This is a genomic window from Gemmatimonadaceae bacterium, assembly GCA_020852815.1.
GTDB lineage: Bacteria > Gemmatimonadota > Gemmatimonadetes > Gemmatimonadales > Gemmatimonadaceae > SCN-70-22.
This window is the reverse complement of the sequence record JADZAN010000024.1, coordinates 54,900-78,669: the sequence shown is the minus strand read 5'-3', so window position 1 is coordinate 78,669 and position 23,770 is coordinate 54,900. Positions and strand designations below refer to the sequence as shown.

General features: G+C 69.3%; 16 protein-coding genes. 7 read left to right on the top strand and 9 right to left on the bottom strand.

What is annotated here, in order from left to right; translation table 11 throughout:
- Window positions 1-149: 149 nt before the first annotated feature.
- The 6 genes from IT359_13570 to IT359_13545 form a co-directional block, all read right to left on the bottom strand.
- On the bottom strand, window positions 150-1,262 hold the full coding sequence (locus tag IT359_13570) for a polymer-forming cytoskeletal protein (GenBank protein MCC6930006.1): 1,113 nt from the start codon (window positions 1,260-1,262) through the stop codon (window positions 150-152).
- Entirely contained in the window at window positions 1,259-2,572 is a 1,314-nt protein-coding gene (locus IT359_13565) for a glycosyltransferase family 2 protein (protein MCC6930005.1), read from the bottom strand. The genes IT359_13570 and IT359_13565 overlap by 4 nt, the downstream gene beginning before the upstream one ends.
- Window positions 2,569-3,507, bottom strand: coding sequence for a hypothetical protein (locus IT359_13560; GenBank protein MCC6930004.1), 939 nt, complete (start codon window positions 3,505-3,507; stop codon window positions 2,569-2,571). The genes IT359_13565 and IT359_13560 overlap by 4 nt, the downstream gene beginning before the upstream one ends.
- Window positions 3,494-4,405: a YaiO family outer membrane beta-barrel protein gene (locus IT359_13555; GenBank protein MCC6930003.1), complete on the bottom strand. Its 912-nt coding sequence runs from the start codon at window positions 4,403-4,405 to the stop codon at window positions 3,494-3,496. Before IT359_13555 ends, IT359_13560 begins: the two co-directional genes overlap by 14 nt.
- Window positions 4,402-5,646: a UDP-N-acetylglucosamine 2-epimerase (non-hydrolyzing) gene (gene wecB / locus IT359_13550; protein MCC6930002.1), complete on the bottom strand. Its 1,245-nt coding sequence runs from the start codon at window positions 5,644-5,646 to the stop codon at window positions 4,402-4,404. The genes IT359_13555 and wecB overlap by 4 nt, the downstream gene beginning before the upstream one ends.
- 1,824 nt (window positions 5,647-7,470) lie before the next feature.
- Window positions 7,471-8,262 carry a VOC family protein gene (locus IT359_13545; GenBank protein ID MCC6930001.1) on the bottom strand — a complete coding sequence of 264 codons (792 nt, stop codon included), beginning with the start codon at window positions 8,260-8,262 and terminating at the stop codon, window positions 7,471-7,473.
- 327 nt (window positions 8,263-8,589) lie between these two features.
- On the opposite strand from IT359_13545, the gene IT359_13540 reads away from it, so the two are divergent.
- The 3 genes from IT359_13540 (at window position 8,590) to IT359_13530 (ending at window position 14,147) form a co-directional block, all read left to right on the top strand.
- A complete protein-coding gene (locus IT359_13540) occupies window positions 8,590-9,420 on the top strand; it encodes a cyanophycinase (protein ID MCC6930000.1) in 831 nt (276 codons plus the stop codon).
- 115 nt (window positions 9,421-9,535) lie between these two features.
- Window positions 9,536-12,379, top strand: coding sequence for a cyanophycin synthetase (cphA, locus tag IT359_13535; GenBank protein MCC6929999.1), 2,844 nt, complete (start codon window positions 9,536-9,538; stop codon window positions 12,377-12,379).
- A gap of 79 nt (window positions 12,380-12,458) precedes the next feature.
- Window positions 12,459-14,147: a hypothetical protein gene (locus IT359_13530; protein ID MCC6929998.1), complete on the top strand. Its 1,689-nt coding sequence runs from the start codon at window positions 12,459-12,461 to the stop codon at window positions 14,145-14,147.
- Window positions 14,148-14,190: 43 nt separating this feature from the next.
- On the opposite strand, the gene IT359_13525 is transcribed toward IT359_13530, so the two are convergent.
- Window positions 14,191-16,083: a DUF885 domain-containing protein gene (locus IT359_13525; protein ID MCC6929997.1), complete on the bottom strand. Its 1,893-nt coding sequence runs from the start codon at window positions 16,081-16,083 to the stop codon at window positions 14,191-14,193.
- 222 nt (window positions 16,084-16,305) lie between these two features.
- Here IT359_13525 and IT359_13520 point away from each other — a divergent pair, with 222 nt between their 5' ends.
- From IT359_13520 to IT359_13510, 3 genes are all read left to right on the top strand, one after another.
- Window positions 16,306-17,607: a PQQ-dependent sugar dehydrogenase gene (locus tag IT359_13520; GenBank protein ID MCC6929996.1), complete on the top strand. Its 1,302-nt coding sequence runs from the start codon at window positions 16,306-16,308 to the stop codon at window positions 17,605-17,607.
- A 63-nt stretch (window positions 17,608-17,670) separates the two neighbouring features.
- Window positions 17,671-18,297, top strand: coding sequence for a nicotinamide mononucleotide transporter (locus tag IT359_13515; GenBank protein MCC6929995.1), 627 nt, complete (start codon window positions 17,671-17,673; stop codon window positions 18,295-18,297).
- Window positions 18,290-18,934 carry an ATP-binding protein gene (locus IT359_13510; protein ID MCC6929994.1) on the top strand — a complete coding sequence of 215 codons (645 nt, stop codon included), beginning with the start codon at window positions 18,290-18,292 and terminating at the stop codon, window positions 18,932-18,934. The genes IT359_13515 and IT359_13510 overlap by 8 nt, the downstream gene beginning before the upstream one ends.
- A 55-nt stretch (window positions 18,935-18,989) precedes the next feature.
- Here IT359_13510 and IT359_13505 read toward each other — a convergent pair whose 3' ends face one another.
- On the bottom strand, window positions 18,990-21,122 hold the full coding sequence (locus IT359_13505; protein ID MCC6929993.1) for a DUF2339 domain-containing protein: 2,133 nt from the start codon (window positions 21,120-21,122) through the stop codon (window positions 18,990-18,992).
- A 153-nt stretch (window positions 21,123-21,275) separates the two neighbouring features.
- On the opposite strand from IT359_13505, the gene IT359_13500 reads away from it, so the two are divergent.
- Window positions 21,276-22,115 (top strand): hypothetical protein, encoded by an 840-nt coding sequence (locus tag IT359_13500; protein MCC6929992.1) that lies wholly within the window; start codon window positions 21,276-21,278, stop codon window positions 22,113-22,115.
- A gap of 148 nt (window positions 22,116-22,263) precedes the next feature.
- On the opposite strand, the gene IT359_13495 is transcribed toward IT359_13500, so the two are convergent.
- Window positions 22,264-23,715, bottom strand: a complete 1,452-nt coding sequence (locus IT359_13495; GenBank protein MCC6929991.1) for an adenosylhomocysteinase — start codon at window positions 23,713-23,715, stop codon at window positions 22,264-22,266.
- Window positions 23,716-23,770: the final 55 nt, after the last annotated feature.

The following is a 23,770-nucleotide window of genomic DNA, read 5'->3' as shown; positions in this document are numbered from 1 at the left end:
GTTTCCCTGCAAAGCCTTGACTCGTGAGATCGCGATGCGGATCGGGCGCTGACTGGTGGTCGGATCTTCCGACTCTCGCTCTCCCCGCCCGGCGACAACGCCGAGCCCGGTCTACGATCCAGAAGGCGAAGTCGCCAAAAGCGGAAGAATCAGCCGGTCTGGGCGCCCAAACGTGCCGAGATAGCCCCGAACACCTGCGCCCCGCTGCGGATCGTCACGCGCACGGCGGCGATGGAGGCCGGGGTCGATGGCGACCCGACCCAGCTCCCGCTTCCCACCACGACGTCGCCCTCGGCCACGATCGAGCCCTGCACCAGGCAGCGCGCGCCGAGCGTGACCCCGCGGCGCGACACCAGCGTCCCGTCGATCACCGCGTCGGCGGCGAGCGTGCACTCGCCGTGCACCTTCACGCTCCCGCCAACGCGCGCTCCTTCGCCCACAGAGAGTCGCCCTTGCACGACGAGCGCCCCGGTCACGGTTCCGCCGGCGGGGATGGTGAGGTCGCCGGGGACGCGCGTGTAGCCGCGTTCGCGCAACGTCCCGGCGGGGAGCCTGGCGGTGCCGCTGATGACGGGAGGGAGAGACGGAGCGTCGTCGAGCAGTGCGAGCGCGTCGTCTGCGGTCGGGTCGGGGACAGCGGCGATGTGCGCGGCGCGGATGCGCGAGAAGGCAACGTCGGGTCCGAGGAGGATGCGTGCGGTGGCGGAGGCGCGCCCGTGCACCGTGCACCCTTCCGCCAGCCGCAACGTGCCATCGGCGTGCACCCAGCGCAGGATCTCGGAGCCGGCGCCGAGCGTGAGGTCATCCATGCCAAGGAGCGCCCGGAAGATTGTCCCCTTCCCCGCGCGCAGCGGGCCACGCGCGAGGACCTCGAGCGGGAAGGTCTCGCCGCCGGGGAGGGTGAGCGCGCGCTCGGCGATGACGACGCGCGGGATCGAGCCGTCGGTCAGCGCCACTTCGCGCAGCAGCTCGGCGCTCTCCGCCAGCTGCACGAAGGGGGTCCCGTCCACGAGCGTCCCCACGCGTGACGCGGCGGTGGAGGGGTCGGTGGAGGGGGCGGAGGAGGGGGCGGTGGGCAGCTGGCGCGCGAGGTAGTCGCGAAAGCCATCGGCGAAGACCGTGAGGTCGCCCGCGTCCTGCCCAACGGCCGTCAGCGGCTCGGCGTCGGTGGGTGACAGCAACTCGCGCAGCGCGGGGAGGAGGGGGAGGAGGAACCACGCCACCGCCACCGCGAACAGTGCGAGGAAGGCGACGACGCTCATGCTGCCCCGCCATGGCCCAACTGGCCGCTGCCGCCGCCGTTGCCGCCGTCTTGCGCCTGACGGTAGCGCTCCGTCTTGTCCCAGCGCTTGTTGCTGCGCCATCCCAGCCCGCGTCCCACGAACTGCAGCAGCGTCTCCTGCGACACCGCCATGAGCGAGACCAGGAAGCCGAAGAAGAGAAACGGGAGGAGGCGCACGCGGTTGCGCGACGCGTCGAGCCGCGTGGCCGTTGCCACCTCGAAGAAGGCCGCGAAGTTCCCCAGCGTGCTGAACGCCGAGATGACGAGGACCATCAGGATCCCCGAGGACGGCTGGTAGCCCAGGTAATAGAGGACCAGGGCAAGGATCCAACCCGCGAGAAGGATGGGCCCCACCGCGAAGACCCCTAACAGCAGCGTGCCGTCGAGCGCCTGCAGCCACGACACGTTCCCGCGCCGAGCCAGCACGCGATTCACGTAGCGCCGCAGCGCCTGGTTGTGCCCGTGCGTCCAGCGCCGGATCTGGCGAATGCGGGTCGGCCAGTGCTCGGGTACTTCCTCGTAGCACTCGGAGCGGTTCTGGTACACCACCTCCCACCCGCGCAGGAGCAGGCGGAAGGTCATGTCGGTGTCCTCGGCCAGGGTGTCGGTGCGCCACCCCCCAACGCTCGACAGCGCCTCGCGACGCACGCCGCCCACCGTGCCGCCGTACTGCGGCACCAGTCCCAGGTTCATGCGCGCCTGCTGGTCCACCTGGTAGCCGCCCGCGCGCTCGAGGTCGAGGAGGCGCGTGAGGAGCGAGCGCTTCACGTTCTGCGGCACCACGCGCCCCATCACCGCTCCCACCTCGGGATCGAAGAAGGGGGCCACGAGCTGCTTGAGGAGCTTGGGGCCGGGGATGTAGTCGGCGTCGAAGACGAGGTGGACCTCGCTCCCCACGCGCGCACTCGCCTCGGCCAGCGCCGCTGCCTTTCCCGGCGTCCCCCCAGTGCGCCACACCGGCCTGATGACCTCCGGGTGTCGTGACGCGTAGTCGCGCAGGATTGCCCCGGTGGTGTCGGTCGAGCGATCGTCGATCGGGATGATCGTCAGGCGGTCGCGCGGGTAGTCGGCGGCCAGGAGCGCATCGATCGACCCGTGGATGACCTGCGCCTCGTTATGGCATGGGATGAAGACCGTGACCGGCGGCCAGTCGGCAACGGTGATGTCGACGTACGGCTGCCGGTGGCGCCCAAACAGGCGATTGAAGGTGAAGACGTAGTGGCGCACGGTGTAGATCGCCAGCACCGCGACCACCGACCACAGGAGCGCGACGAGGATCGTGACGATCATCGCGCCCCGCCGCGCTGTGCGGTGTGCGCGCCGCTGGTCGGGCGCACGCGTCCGTCGCCGCGCTCACGCAGCCACGGCGTGGCGCGTGGCGCATCGGGCCAGCTCATCCCCCAGCCGTAGAAGCCGACGAAGACGAAGATCTCCAGCAGCATCCCCCACAGGAAGAACATCGTGGGGAGCGCGAGAAGCGAGAGGTGCTGCACCACGTAGGCGTGCAGCAGCACCTGCAGCGGGAGGAGGACGGCGATGTGCCCCACCGTGAGCACGGTGAGCAGCACCTTGCGCCACAGCGCGATGTCGAACGGGAAGAAGGTCAGCCCGAGGACGAGCGGGATGAGCACGAGGACGGCGCACCCCGCCTGGAGGAAGCCGAGCGTGTACTGCGGCAGTGCGTACGGAAAGAAGCCGGGCCTGATGGCGAAGTAGAGGATGCTCGACAGCTGCACCAGCGTTGCAAAGCGCAGGTAGTAGCGCAGCGGCGTGAAGCGATCCGGCAGGAGCAACGACGCCGCGAGCACCAGCGCGCAGATCCCTCCCACGACCCAGAAGTGCCACACCCCGGGGAGCGGCGCCGGCGTGGTGACGTGCGGGACGTAGAAGGTGAGGTAGTCGCCCAGCGAGACGGCGGCGAAGCCGATGGGCTCGTCCATCCCCAGCAGCGGCGCCAGGCGCTCGAACGCCAGGCGCCACGCCTCGCCTAACGGGCGAAGGAGGACGGTGACCAGCGCGGCGAGCAACGCGGGGATGACCACCATGCTGGACACGCGCGACGGCGTGAGGCGCCCGGTGACCATGGCACGATGCGCGCCGATGATCCCGCCGCGCGACCCGCGCACGCGCAGCTCGCCCAGCAGGCGCGCACGCGCATCGCCCGTGTGCGGGAGCGCGGCCAGGTCGCGCGGCGTGCGCGCGGCGCCGCGGCTACCAGTGGGCAAAGACGCCAAGCGTCACCCCCGTGCGACGGTAGAACGGATTGCGATAGTGCTCGCCTTGCACCAGCACCCCCCCGTGCGCCCCCACCCACTGCCGCACCGATGCGCTCCCCTCCTGGCTCGAGAAGCGCCGCACCGCCGCCCCCGCCCCCAGCAACTGGTACCCCTCGCGCCCCGACGAGCCGCGTACGACGACGACCGTGTGCCCCTGGCTGCCTAACGTCAACGCCCCGTTGCCCCTGGCGGCGTCCACGTCGCCCGGCGTGCTGCGCGTGACACGCACCCCGCCCTCGGCCACCGCCCACGGCGACAGGTAGCCCGTGAGCGCCGCAAAGCCCCCCACGTCGCGGTAGCCGCGCTTGGCGTCGATGAGCGTGGTGCCGAGCGTGGTCACGAGCGCGCGTCGCGCCCCCCACTTGGTGGAGAGCGATGCGTCGAGGCGCAGGTCGGGGAGGACGAAGTCGCCCGAGCCGCCCCCCACACTTGCATAGGTGTAGACGCGCTCACTCCAGACGTGTTGGTTGGCAACGCTGAGGTAGGTCCCCTCGTCGCGGAAGGCGCGGCGCTCGAGCGCCTCGGCGAACCAGGTGTCGCGTTGCCCCACGGGGACCGACAGCCGCAACCCGACGCCACGCCAGTCGCCGTAGCCGCCCGTGACTTGGTGCCGGTCGGCGAAGAGGTCGACGCGCCGGTCGAGCAAGGGGCGGGCGCCGTCGTGGGCGCTGGCGCGCTCCTGCGCGTGCGCGCGTGAGACGGGGAGTGTAGCCGCTCCCATGACTGCGGCGAGCAGCGCGGCGAAGGCTCGTGCGGCGAGGCGCCGCATCGCGGCCGTGCGCGGCGGCTCCGTGCGAGGCGGCTCCGGGCGCGGCCGCTCCGTGCGGCGGCCGCGTCGGGATGTCATGGCTCCACGACTCGCCGCGTCGGGAGGAGCGCCGGCCCCTCGGGGACCGGGTGTCCCCCGGCATGCCGCGGCGCGCGGCGCATCAGCGTCTGTACGATGCGTTGCGCGGCGAGTCCATCGCCAAAGGGATTGTCGCCCGAGGTCATCTTCTCGATCTCGCGATAGTCGTCGAGGAGGAGCGTCGCCGCATCGACGATCGCCAGCGTGTCGGTCCCCACCACGCGCCCGAACCCCGACTCCACCACTTCGGGGCGTTCGGTGTTCTTGCGCAGGATCAGGACCGGCTTTCCCAGCGACGGGCATTCTTCCTGGATTCCCCCGGAGTCCGTCATCGCGAACTCGCACCGCCGCAGCAGTTCGAGCAGGTCCGAGTAGCCTAACGGGTCCAGGAGCTCGACGCGAGGCATCCCCGACAGCTCGTCGAACACCACGTCGCGCACGTGCGGGTTGAGGTGCACCGGGAAGACGAAGTGCGTGTCGGTGTGCATCGTGGCCAGCTCGCCCAGCGCGCGGCAGATGTTGGCCAGCGGCTCGCCCAGGTTCTCACGCCGGTGCATGGTGCACAGGACGAAGCGCCGCTTCTCCCATGGGAGGTCGTTGAGGCGCGCATCGTCAAACTGCGCCTTGCGGGGAATGCGCCGCAGCGCGTCGACGATCGTGTTGCCGGTGACGGTGATGCGGTCGTCAGGGACCCCCTCGCGCAGGAGGTTCTGGCGTGCCGTGTCCGTCGGGGCAAAGTGCAGGTCGGCCACCACCGAGGCCAGGCGGCGATTGAGTTCCTCGGGGAACGGGTTACGCAGGTTTCCCGAGCGCAGCCCCGCCTCGACGTGCCCCACCGGAATGCCCAGGTAGTGCGCGGCGAGCGCGGCGCAGAGCACCGTGGTCGTGTCGCCCTGCACCAGGACAAGGTCTGGGCGCAGCTCGGAGAAGCACGACGAGAGCGCCAGCATCGCGCGGGCGGTGAAGTCGGCCAGCGCCTGCTTGGCCGACATGAGCCCGAGGTCGACGTGCGGCTTGATCCCGAAGGCATCGAGCGCCTGCGACAGCATCTCGCGATGCTGCGCGGTGGTGACCACCATCGTCTCGATCACCTGGCGGTGCTGCGAGAGTTCGAGGATGACCGGCGCCATCTTGATGGCTTCGGGGCGCGTCCCGACAATCACGCAGACGCGATACTTGCCGCCGTATCCCACGGCCGAGAGTTCGCGCGGCGTGAGCCGATCGCCCACGCGCCGATTCATCGGCGGAGTCCGACGATGCGATTCGCCCGTCGCCATGTAGTTGCTTATGCCTCGCTGCTGGTCCCGCGGTCATTCACCGCCCTCACTCCTTGCGCGCCCGCGACGTATGCTCGCGAGTAACGCTGGCGCGCGCTATGGGAGCCGGGCGGGCCCGGTGCTAAACAGACCTCCGATCGATGGACGAGGCAACAAATCGCCCTGCATTTCCGACATGCTGGGCGCAGCCATCACGGGTGCCACGCGCTTGTTGCGGCAATCGCCCGCCGGGCTTGAACCTGGACCGACGCGAACGCGCGGGCCGAGTGCGATCGAGCATCGATGAGATGACCCCGCGCTAGCAGCGTCCGTAATCGCAGGATCGCACCTCAAAGAAGCTGAACGTCATCCGGCGTTGAACATACCAATCGACTCCGATCTGACTCGGCCACCATGAGACCGACTGAGCCGGGAACAGATAGCGAGGAAGCGGGTCCGTTCGGCGCGGCGGGACGAAGACCACCTGCGCGGATGGGGCGCGGCGGACGCCTTCGAGACGGATTGAATACGAGACACTGGAGAGCGAAGAATCGGACTCCGCGATCAAATCGCCGATCAGACCCTGTCCCCCGCGCTTTGGGCAGAAGGAGATTCTGAACCGGTCGTTCTGCCGGCTCAAACCCACGCGGTGTTGATCGATGAAGGCGGGAGATAGCAGGAACGCTAGGAGATACACTTCCAATGGGACCGTTCGCCAGCTTTCCGCCCTTCGAGCGCGCGAGGAAACCAGACCCGTTCGCACCGCATACTCGCCGCGTTCCAATCGATGCCAATCCGCTTCGATCTGGGCGGCGCCCACGAGCCTTCCAGTCGAGTCATCGTGCGCAGTGGAGTAGTCACCGAGATCGCTCGTCGCGACCAGGCTGGAATCGACTACTGCGCGCCATGCAACGCCATGCGCAGGAGGTACCCGCGAGTAAGTGCGTCCCAGGACGCGAAGCATGGCGAGTGCCGAGTCTGGATTCCCTGCCTTGCAGGCGTCGCGCCGGTCTTCCACAACCACGCGCGACAGAGGTACGACAACCGGTCGGAGGACGATCTCGCTATGGACTCGGGTGTCGCCCACCCGCAGGTTCGCTGGTTGGTACGCGATCTTCCTGATCAGAACTCCACGCTCAGGATCCCCATCTCGAATGAATACCCATCCCGAATCATCAGAGAAGGCGATCGATTCGCGAGATGTGCCATTCCAGACTTCGACGCGAGCCCCCGCGATCGGCCTACCGCGATCGTCAACGATTCTTGTCGCCCCTTGTGCGTCCGCTGGCGTGGGTAGCACGGCAGCCGCGGCCAGGGGCAAGAGCAGTAGCAGTAGAGTCATCGCCCGTCGTCGACCGACAGGCCTTGCCGGCAACTTGCGTCGCGGTGGGCGATCGTTGGGCTGGACGTAGTCGGCAAAGGCGCACGCGAAAGTCGTTGTCAACCGCGTCTGCATCACCTGTCGGATTGGTGCCGCGTCGCTCGGCTGAGCTGCATACGAAAGAGTGCGTCCAACGTGCTTGCGTCAACTACGCCAACCAGTCGAAGATCATTCAGAAACAGGTTCGGCGTTGCGTTGACTCCGGCTGAACGGGCGGCGGCAATGTCAGCTTCTGCGATCAGCGCTGTTGTCCGGCGTGCATTCCTGATCCACCTTCTTCTGTGATCGTTTAGGAGATCTCTCCTGCCGTCAGCAGCAAGTTCAGCGCACTGGAAGATCCTGTCAAGTAAACGCACGCAGACGCAACCGACGTCAACACGTGATTACTTCACAGGATCTCCGCCAACATGCTCGCTTCGATTCCCGGATCAGCTCGGATCCCAGTGCGCCGCGAACGTCGCCCCTTGCGGATCGACCGCGATGAAGATCTTTCCCCCCGGAATGTCCATGATCGGCTGCACGATCGTACCGCCAGCCGCAGTCGTCGCCCCCGCCGCCGCGTCGATGTCGGCCACCCGCACGTAGTACAGCCACGACGGCGGCATCGGCATCGCCTCCGTGATGAGGTACATCCCCCCCAGCATCTGGCCATTGCGGTTGACGATCCGGTAGATCCCGTTGGCCCCCATGTCCATGTCACTCCCCAGCGTCCAGCCGAAGAGCTTTCCATAGAAGGCGAGCGCGCCGTCCAGGTCCCTGGTCGCGAGTTCCCGCCACGAGAACTCTCCCACGGCTGCCGGTCCGTCGTGCCCCGGCGCCTCGTTGTCGCTCTGGAAGGCGGAGAAGGTCGCCCCGTACGGGTCCTGCACGATGGCAAAGCGCCCCACAGTGGGAATCGGGGTCGGCGGGAGGAGAACCGCGCCGCCGAGTGCGGGGACCTGGGCCACCGTGGCGTCGAGGTCCGTGGTCGCGATGTGCCCCATCCAGTAGGGGGGAATCCCCTTGGCCTGCTCCTCGGCGGAGAGTGGCCCGATCCCCCCGATGGGACGCCCGTTGGCGGTCCACATGGTGTACGACTTCTCGGGGGGGCCCCAGGGTTCGGTCCCCCACCCGGCGACCTTTGTATAGAAGGCCTGGGCTCCGGCGCTGTCGGTGGTAACGAGGTCGTGCCAGGTGAAGCGGCCGTGGGGGGAGGGGGAGGGGGAGGGGGAGGCGGGCATGGGGGCTCCGGGGAAAGGGGGCGGGACGGGAGACGGGAGACGGGAGTGCGCGCGGCTTTGCCGCGTGCGGGGGGCGGGAAGGTGCAGCGCGTGGTGGGTGGTGTCGATAGCCCGGGGGATGAGTCGCGCTTCTGGCGGTGTGTGCAACGCCTTTCATGCTGCAGAGTGTTTGAACCTCGGACAGACGCGACAGACCGGCGCCCTTCCCCGCGCCTCGCCATCCCCACCCACCCCCGGTACCTTGCCCCCACGCCCCTCCACGCCCCCCGGCGATGCGCAACGCGCGTCGCCACTCCCGTCTCCCCTCCCCCGTCTCCCGTCCCAAGTTTGTCCCCTTCCAAAGTCCCCGCCCACGCCAGCCGCGGCTACATCATCCCCATCGGCGGCCGCATTGGCGATTCGGATATCCTCGAGCACTTCGTCTACCTGTGCGGCGCGCGCTCGGCCACAATCGCCATCCTGCCAACCGCCTCGTCGGATGCATCGACCGGGCGCGACTACGAGACGCTCTTCCTCAAGCTCGGCGCCAAGCGGGCCAAGGCGGTGGCCATCGAACGGCGCAGCGACGCCGACGACGAGGATTACCTCGCCGTGCTGGAGCACGCCGACGGCGTCTTCCTCACCGGCGGCAACCAGCTCAAGCTCTCCACCACGTTAGGCGGGACACCGGTCGCCAAGCTCCTGCGACGGCGCAACGCCAGCGGGCAGCACGTCGCCGGGACGTCGGCCGGCGCGGCGTTCCTCTCCGAGCACATGATCGCCTTCGGCGAGGAAGGGCCGACCCCTAAAGTCGGAATGGCGACGCTGGCCCCCGGGCTCGGCCTCACCAACCGCGTCGTCATCGACCAGCACTTTCGCCAGCGCGACCGGCTGGGGCGCCTGCTGATGGCGCTGGCGCTCAACCCGTTTGCCGTGGGGCTGGGGCTCGACGAGGACACCGCCGCCTTCATCGGCCCGGACGAGGTGATCGAGATCCGCGGCTCGGGCGGCATCACCTGCATCGACCCGTCGCGCGTGGAGTACTCCAGCGCCGACCACACCGACCGCGGACAACCCGTCTCGCTCGTCGGCGTGCAGCTGCACATCCTCACCCACGGCGCCACCTACAACCTCCACACCCGCAAGGCCACCGTCAGCACGTTGCAGCCGGCGGAGTAGCGCCGCCGGCACGAGGCGAGTGTGCAGTATCGCTCGCGCCCAACCACGCGCGACCATACCCCGACGTTCGCACCATCGACCTCGTCTTCCCGTCTTCTCGTCCTCTCGTCTTCTCATGAAGATCTCCGACCGCCGCACCTTCGTCGGCCCCAGCATCTACGCCCACTTCCCGGTCATCCGCCTCGAGGTGGACCTGGGCGAGGTCGAGTACTGGCCCACGATGCGACTGGGGCAGGCGTTCATCGACGCCCTCGTCGATCGCCTCCCCGGGCTCGTGGAGCACGGGTGCAGCTACGGCGAAGCCGGGGGCTTCATTCGCCGCATGTCGGAAGACGAGGGAACATGGCTGGGGCACGTCCTCGAGCACGTCGCGATCGAGTTGCAGAACATCGCCGGCGAGGACGTCACCTTCGGCAAGACGCGCTCGATGGACGATCGCCCCGGCGTGTACGACGTGGTGTTCGAGTACGAGCAGGGCGACGTGGGGAACGAGGCGGCCGACCTGGCGCTCGCCCTCCTCCACTCGCTCCTCCCCCGCGAGTTGCAGCCGGCGGACTGGGACGCCGAGTGGAAGTGGGACGTGGCACGCGACGAGTTCATCCGCTACGCGCAGCGCCGCGCGCTGGGCCCGTCGACGGCGTCGATCGTGCGCGAGGCGGCGCGCCGCGGCATCCCCTGGATCCGGCTCAACGACTTCTCCCTCATCCAGCTCGGCTACGGAAAGTACCAGAAGCGCATCCAGGCCACCGTTACTTCGCTCACCCCGCACATCGCCGTGGAACTGGCGTCGGACAAGGAGGAGACCAACCGGATCCTTTCGTCGTTAGGGTTGCCGGTGCCGCAGCAGCGGCTGGTGCAATCCGAGGATGGCGCGGTACAGGCCGCGCGGCGCATTGGTTACCCGGTGGTGGTGAAACCCTACAACGCGAATCACGGTCGCGGCGTCTCGATCTTCCTCCAGGACGAGCTCGCGGTGCGCGAGGCCTTCCAGAAGGCAAAGGAGCACTCGCGCTCGGTGCTGGTGGAGTCGTTCATCTCCGGCGCCGACCACCGCATGCTGGTCATCGACGGCGAACTGGTCGCCGCCTCCAAGCGTATGCCGGGGCACGTGGTGGGCGACGGCGTCCGCACGATCGAGGCGCTGGTCGCCGAGGTGAACTCCGACCCGCGGCGCGGCATCGGGCATGAAAAGGTCCTGACCCGCATCGAGATCGACCACGAGGCCACGCGCCTCATGGACACCAAGGGCTACTCGCGCTTCACCGTCCCGGCCGAGGGCGAGGTGGTGATGTTGCGCCTGACGGCAAACCTCTCCACCGGCGGCACCGCCGCCGACGTCACCGACGTCGTGCACCCCGACAACGTGGAGATGGCGGTGCGCGCCATCAAGGCCATCGGGCTCGACGTGGGCGGCGTCGACTTCCTCACGCCCGATATCGCCAAGTCGTACAAGGACATCGGCGGCGCCATCTGCGAGGTGAACGCTGCGCCGGGCTACCGCATGCACATGGCCCCTAGCGAGGGAAAGCCGCGCGATGTGGCCGGCAAGACGGTCGACATGCTCTTCCCCCACGGCTCGCCCTCGCTCATCCCCATCGCCGCGGTGACCGGGACCAACGGGAAGACGACCACGGCGCGCATGCTGGCCCACATCCACAAGCTCGCCGGGAAGTGCGTGGGCCTCACCAGCACCGACGGCGTGTACGTGGACGGGCAACGCACCGTGGCCGGCGACATGACGGGGCCGGTGGCCACGCGCATGGTGCTCAGCGACCCCTCGGTCGACGTGGCGGTGCTGGAGATTGCACGTGGCGGACTGCTGCGCGCCGGCATGGGAGTGCGGCGCGTCGATGTCGGCGCCGTCCTCAACGTGCAGAGCGACCACCTGGGAATGCGCGGCGTCGATACGCTCGACGAACTCGCCGAGGTAAAGCGCATCATCGCCGAGGTGGCGCGCGACACCGCGGTGCTCAACGCCGACGACCCGCGCGTGTTGCGCATGGCGGCGTACACCGAGGCCAAGTCGGTCTGCTACGTGACCATGAACCCGCAGCACGAACTCGTGCGCGAGCACATCCGCGCCGGCGGGCGCGCCATCGCCCTCGAGGGGGGCGTCAACGGGCAGATGATCACCATCTACGACCGCGGCGCCCACATCCCGCTCCTCTGGACGCACCTGGTCCCCGCCACCATGGAAGGCAAGGCGACCTTCAACGTGCAGAACGCGATGTTCGCCGCCGCGATGGCCTTCGCGATGGGGGTGCGCCTGGAAGACATCCGCAACGGGCTGCGCACCTTCCACACGACGTTCTACCAGGCCCCCGGCCGCCTCAACGTCTTCGATGAACACCCCTTCAAGGTGATCATGGACTACGGGCACAACGCCGCCGCGGTCGACTCGGTCTGCCAGCTCGTGCGACGCCTCGACGTGAAGGGGAGGCGCATCTGCGTCGTCGCCGGCCCCGGCGATCGGCGCGACGAGGACATCGTGGAGATTGGAGAGGTCGCGGCGCGCGGCAACTTCGACCACTACATCTGCCGCCGCGACGACGACCTGCGCGGTCGCGATGGCGAGGAGGTCCCGCGCCTCATTCGCGATACGCTGCTCCGCTCCGGGATTCCCGCCGAGCGCATCTCGCTCATCCCCGATGAACAGGAGGCGCACGAGGCGGCGCTCGCCATGGCGCGCCCCGGCGACCTGGTTCTCCTCTTTGCCGACGCCCTGGTCCGGAGCTGGAAGCAGGTGGTCTACTTCCGCTCTTCGGCCGACCGGACGGCCGAGGAGGCGACGCGCTCCACCGGGGAATTCCTGGCGTCGCAGGCTACCCAGGGCGCTCCCACCCCAGCCCCGATCCTGTCACGTGATGGCGACGTGACGCCCGTTGCTACGTTAGGGGACGACCTCGTCCTGGTGCGCGACGAACGCGGAGTACACATCGCGCGCGACCAGGAGGACTAGAAGCCCTTTTCCGCCGTCTTCCAAATAGAAGCCGAGGGGTGGGACCCTGACCGACCGCATCTTCGACTCCCGGCGCCTGATGGGGCCCAACCTCTTCTCCCAGCGGGAAGGGGCGGCGCTCGACATCCAGTGCGGCAACGACGAGGCCCCGGCGCTCCTCCTGGCGTGGCGCACGGAGGTTCGCATCCTCGCCGACCACCTCGGCTGGGAGCGCCCCGAGGTGTACGCTCGCCCGTACCCCGGCGGGGGGCATGCCTTTCTGGCCGCCCCCATCGACGCCCTCCTCACCGCCACCGAGGTGAACGAGCAGGCCTTTGCTGTTGCCGAGTCGATCGTCGACGGCCGCCCGGCCCCCGACCGACGCGATCTGGTAGCGCGCCTCAAGGTGCACCAGCAGCACGAGCGCAACCATGCGCTCGTGCAGCTGCAGCGGGAGGCGCGCGCGCGCGGGCTCACCTTCACCTTCGATGACGACTCGGCGTCGATTGGTGGCGGAGCCGGGAGCGTGACCTTTCCGGCGCGCGCCATCCCCGAGCCATCGGTCATCGACTGGGCGCAGGTGCACGACATCCCGGTCGCCCTCATCACCGGTTCCAACGGGAAGACCACGACCACGCGGCTCCTGGCGGCCATGCTGCGCGAGGCGGGGCAGGTGGCGGGACTCACCTCGACAGACGGCGTCTGGTGCGACGGTGCGCTGGTCGATCATGGCGACTACACGGGGCCGGTGGGGGCGCGCATGGTCCTGCGCGACCGTCGGGTGAGCGCCGCGGTGCTGGAGACGGCGCGCGGTGGCCTGTTGCGGCGCGGGCTGGCGATCGATCGCTGCAACGTCGCTGTAGTCACGCGCATCACCGCCGACCACATGGGCGAGTACGGCGTGCACACTTTGGAGCGACTGGCCGACGTCAAGCTCGTCGTCACGCGCGCCCTGGTTCCCCAGGGGACGCTCGTCCTCAACGCCGACGATGAGGTGCTCAGGGGACGCATGGCGCGACCGGGCGCGCTGTCGCATCGCGTCACGCTCTTTGCGCTCAGCGTGCGCAACCCGGTGGTCCTGCCGCACGTGGCGCGTGGCGGGACGGCGTGCGTTCATCGCGAGGGGGAAATGCTCATCCTCACCCCCGACGGCGAGATCCCGTTAGGCATGGCCCCCGACATGCCGATGACGCTGGGCGGCTCGGCGATGCACAACATTGCCAACCTCCTGGCCGCGAGCGCGGCGGCGCTGGCGATGGGAGTCGCGCCGGCGCACATACGTGCCGTGGCGCACCGCTTTGGCGAGCGCCCGGAGGACAATCCCGGGCGGCTCTCGCTCCTGCGCTATCGCGGGGCGCGCGTCGTGGTCGATTTCGTGCACAACCCCGACGGGTGGAACGCGATCTGGGAGGCGCTGTCGCCGATTTTCGCGCGACGCCGCCTGGTGGTCGTGGGGCAGGCGGGCGATCGCGACGAGCATGCCCTGGTGGAGCTGGCGGCGGCGGTGTGGTGCGAGGAGCCGGAGGTCGTGATCCTCAAGGAGATGCCCAGGTATCGCCGCGGGACGGCGGCGTTCGAGACGCGCGAGCGCCTGGCGCAGGCCTTCCTGGGCGAGGGGGCGCGCGAGTCGACGCTGCGCCGCGCCGACTCCGAGGAGGAGGCGTTGCAACTGGCGATGGGCGAGATGCGCGAGGGCGACCTGGTCGTCCTCGCCGTGCACGACGACTACGACAAGGCCATGCGCCTCCTGCTGGACGCCGGCGCGCAGGTCGTCGCCTCGCTCGACTAGCCGGGCTGCTCGCCGCACGCAGGCCAGGCTGCGATGCGAGCGGCTAGCCGGGCTTCTTCTTCGGCGCTGGCACCTGCTTCCCCGCCGCCTGCTTCGCGGCCGCCGCCTTTTCCGCCGCTGCCTTGGCCGCCGCCTGCTCGGCGGCGAGTGCGCTGGCCCGTTGGCGCGCCGTGTCGTAGAGCCACCACTCCAGGTGGCTCCCGACAATGGGGAGCGGGACCTCGCCTAACGAGAGGACCTCGTGGTGCCAGGCCGGTGCGGAGAAGTCCTTTCCCTGCTCTCCCTGCATCCAGGCGCGCATGGCCGCGACCTCGCGCGCGCCCAGCGCCCCCGCCCCCGCACGCCCCGGATCGTTGATCACTCGCTCCGTGACGAGCGAGTCGACGAGGGCGTCGGGAGCAAGCACGTAGCGCCCCAGCACCGCGCGCGCCTGCGGCAACGACCACCCCAGGTAGTGGATTCCCGTATCGATCACCAGGTACGCGATGGACGCTCCCTCGTCGAGCAGGCGCCCGTATGCATCGAGCGGCGCGGCGTACATCCCCATCTCGCCTGCGAGCGACGCCGCATACTGCGCCCATCCGTCGGAGTAGCCGGGAGTCTCGAGGTGCCGGCGAAAGGCGGGGACGGCGGGATTGCCGCGCGTCATGGCGGCCTCGAGGTGGCGGCCGGGAACGAGCGCGCGGTAGGTGCGCGACGCGATCGCCGCCTGGAAGGCGGGGGTGCGCCAGCGATCCGTCAGCAGCAATTCCCCCACCTCGGCGGCCATGCTCGCCGGCAGGTACGTCCCGTCGGGCCAGAGGAGCGCCTCGGCGGGCGAGGCGGCGCGGATGGTCGCATCGCGCGCCGGCGCCTCGGCGAACTGCGCTTCCAGCCCCTTCTCCAGGCGCCGCAGGTGTGCCTCGACCTGGTTGCGCACGGCATCGAGCGACGACGGCGCCACCATCGTCAGGCGCAACGAGTCCTGGAAGGCGCGCGCACCCGGGTTCCAGTGCTCCCGCGCGCGCAGCAGCGCCAGCGTCGAGTCGATGCGGCGCAGCTCACCCAGCCCCACCCGGTGCGCCTCCTCCGGCGGGACGTCGAGCGAGGAGTGCCGGCGCAGGAGATGGCGGTACAGCTCCTTTCCCCCGGGATACTGCCACAGCCCGGCGCGGCTGGATGCAATCGGGAGGTAGGCCGAATCGAGATATGCCACGAAGTCGTCGAGCGCCGGGTACACGCGCTGTGACAGCGTGAGCGACGCCTCGCGCACAATGACCTCGCGGCTCGCGCTGTCGAACGGCGCCAGGCGTTCGGGCGACAGCGCCCACGGTCCGTTGGGCCCTAACGCGCGAAGGGATCGATAGAACGCCAGCGCCGATTCCACCGTCTCGCGCGGCGCCACGTAGCCGCGCACACGACGTTCCTCCAGCGCCAGCTTCATGCGATCGAGGACGAACGCCATCGCCTCCACGAAGTAGAGGTACCGCTCCGCACCGGCCGTCGACGCCATCGGCTGCAAGCGGTAGATCTCCGAGAGCGTTCGCACCGGCGAGGCGGCGGGCGACAGGAAGGAGAAATCGGCGCTGGAGAAGGCGACCGCCTCGGCCTGCGCGTCCATCTCCCAGCGCAGGGCGAGTGACGTGACATAGTCGCCTTGCGAGAGCGCGGCGACGTTGACCCGGTCCAGGGCGTTCGTCACCGACTGCGCCGTGCGCAGGTCGGCCTTGCGTCCCTGCGACGAGACGTCGGGGAGGAGTGACACACCGAGCCCGTTGGCGAGGGCGAGCTCGTGGTTGCGCGGGAGTTCGTGTCGCCAATAGGTGGTCAGCGCCTCATCGAGCAGCGCGCGTGCGAGCGCCGAGTCGGCAGGGGTGGGAACGAGCGGCCGCGGGTTGATGATCGCGCACGCGGAGGAGGCGAGCAGGGCGATGGCACCGAGAATGGTGCCAGCCATGGCACCGGCCGTCGATCTGACGAAGGTGGTGCCGCGCGGGTGGGGGAGCACTCGGAGTACGCGTGGAATGGTCAGGAAGAGCCAGCCGCAGGCGCTTCCGTGTGTGCTGGCGGATGCTGACGGCCCATGGCGTGTGCCCGGTCACCGCTGGCGGCGGAGGCACTGCGGAACTTGTACCCATCAGCCGGTGCTAAGGATGCAGGAGAGTCAGGGAGACGCGAAATGGGTACGGCCGAAAGTCGCGACAAGATCGGGGACGCGCCAACGCGGCGGACGCGATGGACGCGATGGACGCGATGGGCGCGGGGGACGCGCGCCGTAGGCGGCGCCTCCGCGGTCCGGCACTTCGCCGCGCATTCCCGCGACGCGCTGCGTGCGCCTGTCGCCCTCATCGCCACGATCGCGACCGTCGCCGTGCTCGCGGCCACGGCGTGCGGCAGCGACGACCCCACCGATTGTTGTCCCGGCAATGGCACCCCGCCCACCGCCGATCAACTGCTGGTGACCACGGTGGCTGGCGGCTTCGACACCATCTGGGAAGTGGCGTGGGGGCCGGACGGCGCGCTGTGGCTGAGCGAGCGCCCGGGGACGATCACGCGCGTGAATCCCGCAACTGGCGCGGCGACCCGGGCGGGGAGCCTGACGGTGAGCGAGACCGGGGAGGGGGGGTTGATGGGGCTCGCCTTTCACCCGGACTGGGCCACGCAGCCGTACGTGTACGCAGCACACACCTACCAGGGGGCCAATGGGGTGCGCAACCGCGTGGTGCGGATGCGCTGGAACGGTTCGTCGTTAGGCGCGAGCGAAACGTTGCTCGACAACCTCCCGGGAAGCTCGGTGCACAACGGCGCGCGCCTCGCCGTGGGCCCGGACCGCCTGCTGTACGTGACGATGGGCGACGCCTCCAACACCGCCCTGCCGCAGGACCGCACGTCGCTTGGGGGAAAGATCCTGCGCATGACGCTCGACGGCGCGCCGGCGCCGGACAACACGCTTGGCGGCTACGTCTACTCCATGGGGCACCGCAACCCGCAGGGGCTCGCCTTTGCGCCTGGCGGTGCGCTCTACTCCACCGAGCACGGCCCGAGCGACAACGACGAGGTGAACCGCATCGAGGGAGGGCGCAACTACGGCTGGCCCGACGTGCGCGGGATGTGCGACGGCGACGCCGGCCCTAACGAGCGCGCCTTCTGCACCGCCAACAACGTCGCCGAGCCGCTGGCGACGTGGACACCGACCATTGCCCCTGCCGGCGCGGTGTACTACGACGCCGCGCTCATCCCGGCGTGGCGGGGAAGCCTCCTCTTCACCTCGCTCAAGGGGAGCGCGCTCCATCGTCTCACCCTTGCCAGCGACGGGCGCAGCGTCACCGCGCAGGAGACACTGTTCGCGGGGACGTACGGGCGCTTGCGGGGAATCGCCGTCGCCCCGGATGGGCGAGTCTACGTGGGGACGAGCAACCGCGACGGGCGCGGTTCCCCGCAGGCCCAGGACGACCGCCTCCTGCGCATCGAGCCGCGTTAGCCGCGCGGTGCCGGACGGCAGCTTCCGGTCGCCCGTGGTGGTGCGGCACCGTAGCTTGGCGCCATGAACGGCGACCTCATCGGCGACTTCCTTCGCGGCGTCCTGGCCTCGCTCACCCCGCTCGAGGGGACTGCCGTTGTCTTCGGCTTGGTCAGTGTCTGGCTCAGCACGCGCGAGCACATCGCGAGCTGGCCCACGGCCATCGTCAACGTCGGGCTGTACGCGATCCTCTTCTTTCGCGAGAAGCTCTACGCCGACGCGGCGCTGCAGGTGATCTACCTGTGCCTCTCGGTCTACGGCTGGTACGAGTGGAAGTTCGGCGGGGAGAACCGCACCGAGCTGCACGTCTCGCGCCTCACGCCGCGCGTGGCCATCTCGTTAGGCGCAATTGGCCTGGCCGGGGCCGCCGCCCTGGGCACCTTCCTGCATCGCACCACCGACGCCGCCCTCCCCTATCTGGACGCGACGCTCTCCGTCTTCTCGCTCATCGCGCAGTGGATGATGACCCGCAAGATCCTCGAGAACTGGGCGCTCTGGATCGTCCTCGACGTGGTCTACGTCTGGATGTTCCTCTTCCTCAAGCACCTCAACTTCACCGCCTTCCAGTACGGGGTCTTCCTCATCCTGGCGGCGCTGGGGCTGCGTGACTGGAAGCGCTCCTACGACGCTCGGCGCGCGGCGCATGCCTGAGGGGAGGCGCGCGTGGAGCGAGCCGCCGGTCCCGCGCATCGTCGTCACCGGCTCCGAGAGCACCGGGAAGACCACACTCGCACGGCAACTCGCGGAGGCACTGGGAACGGCTTGGCTCCCCGAGTTCGCCCGCACGCATGCCCAGCAGCTGCAACGTGCGCTCACCGCCGACGACGTCTCGCCCATCGCCACCGGGCAGCTGGCGACCGAAGAGGCGGCCATGGCCGAGTGGCGCGAACGGTGGGGCGTTGCGTCTGGCGGTACGGAGGCGCCCCCGCTCATCCTCGACACCGACGTGGTGAGCACCACGGTCTACGCCGAGCACTACTACGGCGAGTGCCCGCCCTGGATCTGGGCGGCAGCGCGGGAGCGCCTGGCGCCGCTCTACCTCCTGTGCACCCCCGACCTTCCCTGGCTCGCCGACGGCGTGCGTGACCGCCCCGCGGCGCGCCGCCAGCTGCACAACGCCTTCTCGGCGCGCCTGGCGGAGCTGGGTGCCCGCGTCCTCCCAGTTGCCGGGACGGGCGCGGCACGACTCGAAGTCGCCCTCGCCGCCGTTCGCGGCTGGCGCGCGGCCGTGGCGCAGGCGCAGGCGCACGAGTACCCGCACCCGCACCCGCACGAGCCCTCGCGCTGACGTCATCGTGACGGTGCGTCGCGCGGGGCGCGCGGGGCGCGCATGGCGAGCGACATCACATCGCGACGCCCTCGGCGGAGCTGTCCGCGGCGCCATTGGCGGAGCCACGGGAGGCGCCGTCACCAGTGGGCGAACTGTGAGGCGCGCCGGAATGCACATCGGCTGTCGCTTCACCGGGCCCTGCACCGCGCCCGCGATACCAGTACGCCACGCCCAGCAGGAAGGCACCCGCGAGGAGATAGCCCCCCACGCGCCACCCGATCCCCAGCGACGACGTCGCCAGCATCGCCTTGATCGCGGCCAGGACCGCCAGCGCCAGCCCAACGTGCCGCAGCGGCGGAATGGCGCGCGCGCGTCCCACGCCGATCGCCGCCACACCGGTCACCGCGTAGTACGCAACGAGGAGAAAGGTGGAGACATCGAGCGAGACGGTGTGCTGCAGCTCGACATGCACCCACGCGAAGGTGACGACGGCGCCGAGGATGCGCGCCAGGTTCCGCCGCAGGTCGAAGGCGGCGGAACCGGCCGCCATTCCCATGCGCGCCCAGTTCCAGGCAAAGACAAACCACGCCGCGCAGACCACCGCCGCGACGCCCGACGCACTGGTGAGGAAGGGCCGCGGGAGCCAGTCGTCACGACGGTCGAGGAGATGGAACGCCAGCGCGGTGGCCACCGACAGCCATCCCCCCGCCGCGAACGCGATCCCGCCTAACGGGACCTGGCGCAGCACCAGAGACACCGCCGCCGCGTACCCCGCGAGAGCGATCGCCGTCGCCTGGTCGTTCCCCTCGAGCAGGATCACCAGCGCCATTCCGCCAATGGCCGTCGCCGTGAAGGCGGTCCACCGCCGCGCGCCATCGCGATCGTACCATGCAGCGACGGCGCAACCAACTGCCCAGAGCAGGGAGGTAATTCCGTCGGGGCGCGCATCCACGCCCTGCAGGGGGGAAATTGCCACCAGCCAGCTCCCCGCGGGGATCACGAGCCCCACGAGGACTCCCATCCAGCGCGTGGCCCCTTGCGCCGTGAGCACGAGGAAGCCCGAGATGGTAACCAGCGCTGCCAGTGGTGGCCGGATCGCTTGCCAGGCGGGGAGCGGATGCATATTGGCGATGGCTCCCAGCGCCGCCAGCAGCGCCGTGACGGCGACACGCTCGCGCGCACGCCCCTGCACGAGGAGGATCGACAACCACGCGACAGCGACGGCAAAGAGCGCCGGCGCCACGGCGCGCACCATCGTCTCCTCATCTGCCAGTTGCCCGCTCGCTGCCGCTGTGTAGGCGGCGACTCCCAGGCCAAGGACAAAGGGCGTCCTGGCCCACGCGCGATCGCGCATTGCGCGCATCCCGGCCGCCAGCACAAACCCGCCGTACAGGAGGAGGAGCACCGGGTCACCGGTGCGCGTCGACGTCACGAAGGGCGCCAACAGCGCACCGCCAAACCCGATGTTGAAGAGCGACTGGTCCTCCTCGCGAATGGCGAGGGTGGAAAGCGCCGCCGACGACGCCGCGGCGACGACGAGCGCCACGGCACCCGGCACCACCTGCAGCAGCGGCCCCGCCCCCCAACACACGACGTGCATGATGGCGAGCGCGAGGGCAAGCAGGACGCTCCCGAAGCGCGGCGAGTCGCCGCGGCGCAATCGCAGCCCGACCATCGCCACGCCGATCGCCGCCACACTCCCCAGCGCCACGCGCACCTCGGGGCCGATGAGCCCGTTGCGGACCGCCCATCCAACAAAGGCGCCGACCCCCATCAGGATCGTGAACGCCGCCAGCGCGAGCGTTCCGTAGCGCCCGATCAAGCTCTCGAGGTTCTCGCGCTCGAGATAGCGAAACGACGGAGACCACGCAGCAGCGCTCGGCGCCGATCCGGCGCGCGGTGATCTCGGTGGCACCGGCGGCAATGGCGCTGGCGGCGCCTGTTGTGCAGACGACGACGGAGCGGATGCCATGCGGCGCAGCTCGTCCGAGACGTACGGCGCATGCCGCGGCGCACCGCTCGCATGCTCGTGCACGGTCGTCTCCACCGGACGAGGCGCAACGTCGTGAGGTGCTACGCCGCGAGGCGCAGATTGGGGGTCCGGGACCGGGCGCGCTGCACGCACCTCCGAGCGCAGCGCTACCAGTTCCCTGGCCAGGCGGGCCACCGCCAGTTCGAGTGCGTCGAGGCGCGAAGTGTCGGACATGTGGTGGTGCGAGCCATGGTTCGAGAAGTCACGCACAATGCATGGGCGACGGCCGCGCCGCCACCCCGGCAACGCACTGGCGGACCTCGGCGGCGACGCGCGATGTTGAATCCCGGTTGGCTGGCCGCTTTACCTCCCCGTGCCAGGTGGATCATGCCACGTCGTGTCACCCGACCTGCGGTCTTCGGCTCGCGAACCGGCACGGCGATCGTTGCACTTGGCGGTGCCCTGGCGCTCTGCTCCGTCCCGGGCCGCGCACATGCGCAGCTCCCCGCGCAGTCCCCCGCACGCCAGCTCACTGTCCAGGTCCTGGTTCGCGACTCCGCGACGCGCAACCCGGTCGCTGGTGCGCGGCTGTTCGCGCGATTGGATAGTACGCGCACGGTGCAGACCGATGGGCGCGGCACGGCACGGCTGGACTTTCCCGTTCGCCCCGGCGATTCCCTGGTGGTGGTGCGACGCGGCTTCCGCCGCTATGCGCGCGCCCTCGACGACAGCGGCATCGACTTCATGGCGCTCGACATCACGCTCGCCCCTGCGGTACAGGAGCTCTCCGAGCTGCGCGTGGAGGACCGCAACAGCAATGGCGTCCCCGAGGGGCGTTGGGCCGACTTCGAGCGCCGCCGCATCTCGGGATCGTTAGGGAAGTTCCTCACGGAGACCGACATCGATCGCCGGCGGCCAGTTCGCATGACCGACCTCTTTCGTGGGATGGCCACCGTCCGCGTCGTCGACTCGGCGTCGACACGGCTGGTCGTCTCGAACCGCGGGGCGAATCCGTCGCTCGTCTCGAAGTCGGCGGGCGGCGGCCCGTGCGTCCTGCGCATCATGGTGGACGGCATCGTGCGCGCCGGGATCTCGAGCCTCGACGACCTCGATCCCAAGGAGATCCACGGCATCGAGATCTACGTCGGCCCAGGCTCCGTTCCACCATCGCTCACGGGGATGCAGCGCGAGTCGTGGTGCGGACTCGTCGCGGTCTGGACGAAGTAGGGGAACGAGTAGCGGGACGGGAGACGGGAGACGGGACACGGGAGACGGGACACGGGAGACGGGGCGCACCCTACAGGACTCGTGCATGAAAAGCAAACGGCGCCGCACGGCGCCGTTTGCACTCCCGTCCCCCGTCCCCCGTCCGCCCTTAGTACCTGTAGTGATCCGGCTTGTACGGCCCCTCCACCGGGACGCCGATGTACGCCGCCTGCTCGGCGCTCAGCGTGGTCAGCTTCACGCCGAGCTTGTCCAGGTGCAACCGCGCCACCTTCTCGTCCAGGTGCTTGGGGAGGACATACACCTTCTTCTCGTACTTCCCCGTGTTCCCGAACAGCTCGATTTGCGCGATCACCTGGTTCGAGAACGACGCCGACATCACGAAGCTGGGGTGGCCGGTGGCGCAGCCGAGGTTGAGCAGGCGCCCTTCGGCCAGCACGAGAACCGAGTGCCCGTCGGGGAAGACGAACTCATCGAACTGCGGCTTGATGTTGATGCGCTCGATGCCACCCTTCTTGAGCCCGGCCATGTCGATCTCGTTGTCGAAGTGGCCGATGTTGCCGACGATCGCCTTGTCCTTCATCCGCTTCATGTGCTCCACGGTGATGATCCCCGTATTGCCCGTGGACGTGATGAAGATGTCCGCCGTCGAAACCACCTCGTCGAGCGTCGTCACCTGGTACCCTTCCATCGCCGCCTGCAGCGCGCAGATGGGGTCGATCTCGGTGATCACCACGCGCGCCCCCTGTCCCTTGAGCGCCTGGGCGCATCCCTTCCCTACATCGCCGTAACCGCAGATCACCGCCACCTTGCCGGCCAGCATCACGTCGCTGGCGCGCAGGATCCCGTCGGTGAGCGAGTGACGGCAGCCATACAGGTTGTCGAACTTCGACTTGGTGACCGAGTCGTTGACGTTGATGGCCGGGAAGAGGAGCGTCCCCGCCTTCATCATCTCGTACAGGCGATGCACGCCCGTCGTCGTTTCTTCGGTGACGCCCTTGATGTCGGCGGCGACCTTCGTCCAACGCCCGGGGTTCTTGGCCAGCTGGTCGCGCAGGAGGTCGAGGATGACTCCCCACTCCTCGGGATCGCTGTCGGCGTTGAAGGCCGGCACGGCGCGCGCCTTCTCGAACTCCACTCCCTTGTGGATGAGGAGCGTCGCATCGCCACCGTCATCGAGCAGCATGTTGGGGCCGTGGCCGTCGGGCCACATGAGCGCCTGCTCCGTGCACCACCAATACTCCTCGAGCGTCTCGCCCTTCCACGCATACACGGGGACGCCGTTCGGTGCGTCGACCGTGCCGTTGCGCCCGACGACGACCGCCGCCGCCGCATGGTCCTGCGTGGAGAAGATGTTGCACGACACCCAGCGCACGTCGGCGCCCAGGTCGACGAGCGTTTCGATCAGCACGGCCGTCTGGACCGTCATGTGCAACGACCCCATGATCCGCGCCCCCTTCAACGGGAACTTCCCCTTGTGCTCCCCACGAATCGCCATCAACCCCGGCATCTCGTGCTCGGCGAGGCGGATCTCCTTGCGCCCCCACTCGGCCAGCGAGAGGTCCTTCACCTTGAAGGCTGGGCGATCGAGCGGCGAGTTCACGCCGAGGGACGGATGCAACGTGGTGGTCATCGGAACTCCGTGAAGATGTGAGAGG

Excerpts from the sequence above, each read along its gene's own strand:
- IT359_13570 (MCC6930006.1), bottom strand. The coding sequence starts at position 1,262 with ATGAGCGTCGTCGCCTTCCTCGCACTGTTCGCGGTGGCGGTGGCGTGG.
- IT359_13565 (MCC6930005.1), bottom strand. The coding sequence starts at position 2,572 with ATGATCGTCACGATCCTCGTCGCGCTCCTGTGGTCGGTGGTCGCGGTG.
- IT359_13555 (MCC6930003.1), bottom strand. The coding sequence starts at position 4,405 with ATGACATCCCGACGCGGCCGCCGCACGGAGCGGCCGCGCCCGGAGCCG.
- wecB (MCC6930002.1), bottom strand. The coding sequence starts at position 5,646 with ATGAATCGGCGCGTGGGCGATCGGCTCACGCCGCGCGAACTCTCGGCC.
- IT359_13545 (MCC6930001.1), bottom strand. The coding sequence starts at position 8,262 with ATGCCCGCCTCCCCCTCCCCCTCCCCCTCCCCCCACGGCCGCTTCACC.
- cphA (MCC6929999.1), top strand. The coding sequence starts at position 9,536 with ATGAAGATCTCCGACCGCCGCACCTTCGTCGGCCCCAGCATCTACGCC.
- IT359_13530 (MCC6929998.1), top strand. The coding sequence starts at position 12,459 with ATGGGGCCCAACCTCTTCTCCCAGCGGGAAGGGGCGGCGCTCGACATC.
- IT359_13525 (MCC6929997.1), bottom strand. The coding sequence starts at position 16,083 with ATGGCTGGCACCATTCTCGGTGCCATCGCCCTGCTCGCCTCCTCCGCG.
- IT359_13520 (MCC6929996.1), top strand. The coding sequence starts at position 16,306 with ATGGGTACGGCCGAAAGTCGCGACAAGATCGGGGACGCGCCAACGCGG.
- IT359_13515 (MCC6929995.1), top strand. The coding sequence starts at position 17,671 with ATGAACGGCGACCTCATCGGCGACTTCCTTCGCGGCGTCCTGGCCTCG.
- IT359_13510 (MCC6929994.1), top strand. The coding sequence starts at position 18,290 with ATGCCTGAGGGGAGGCGCGCGTGGAGCGAGCCGCCGGTCCCGCGCATC.
- IT359_13505 (MCC6929993.1), bottom strand. The coding sequence starts at position 21,122 with ATGTCCGACACTTCGCGCCTCGACGCACTCGAACTGGCGGTGGCCCGC.
- IT359_13500 (MCC6929992.1), top strand. The coding sequence starts at position 21,276 with ATGCCACGTCGTGTCACCCGACCTGCGGTCTTCGGCTCGCGAACCGGC.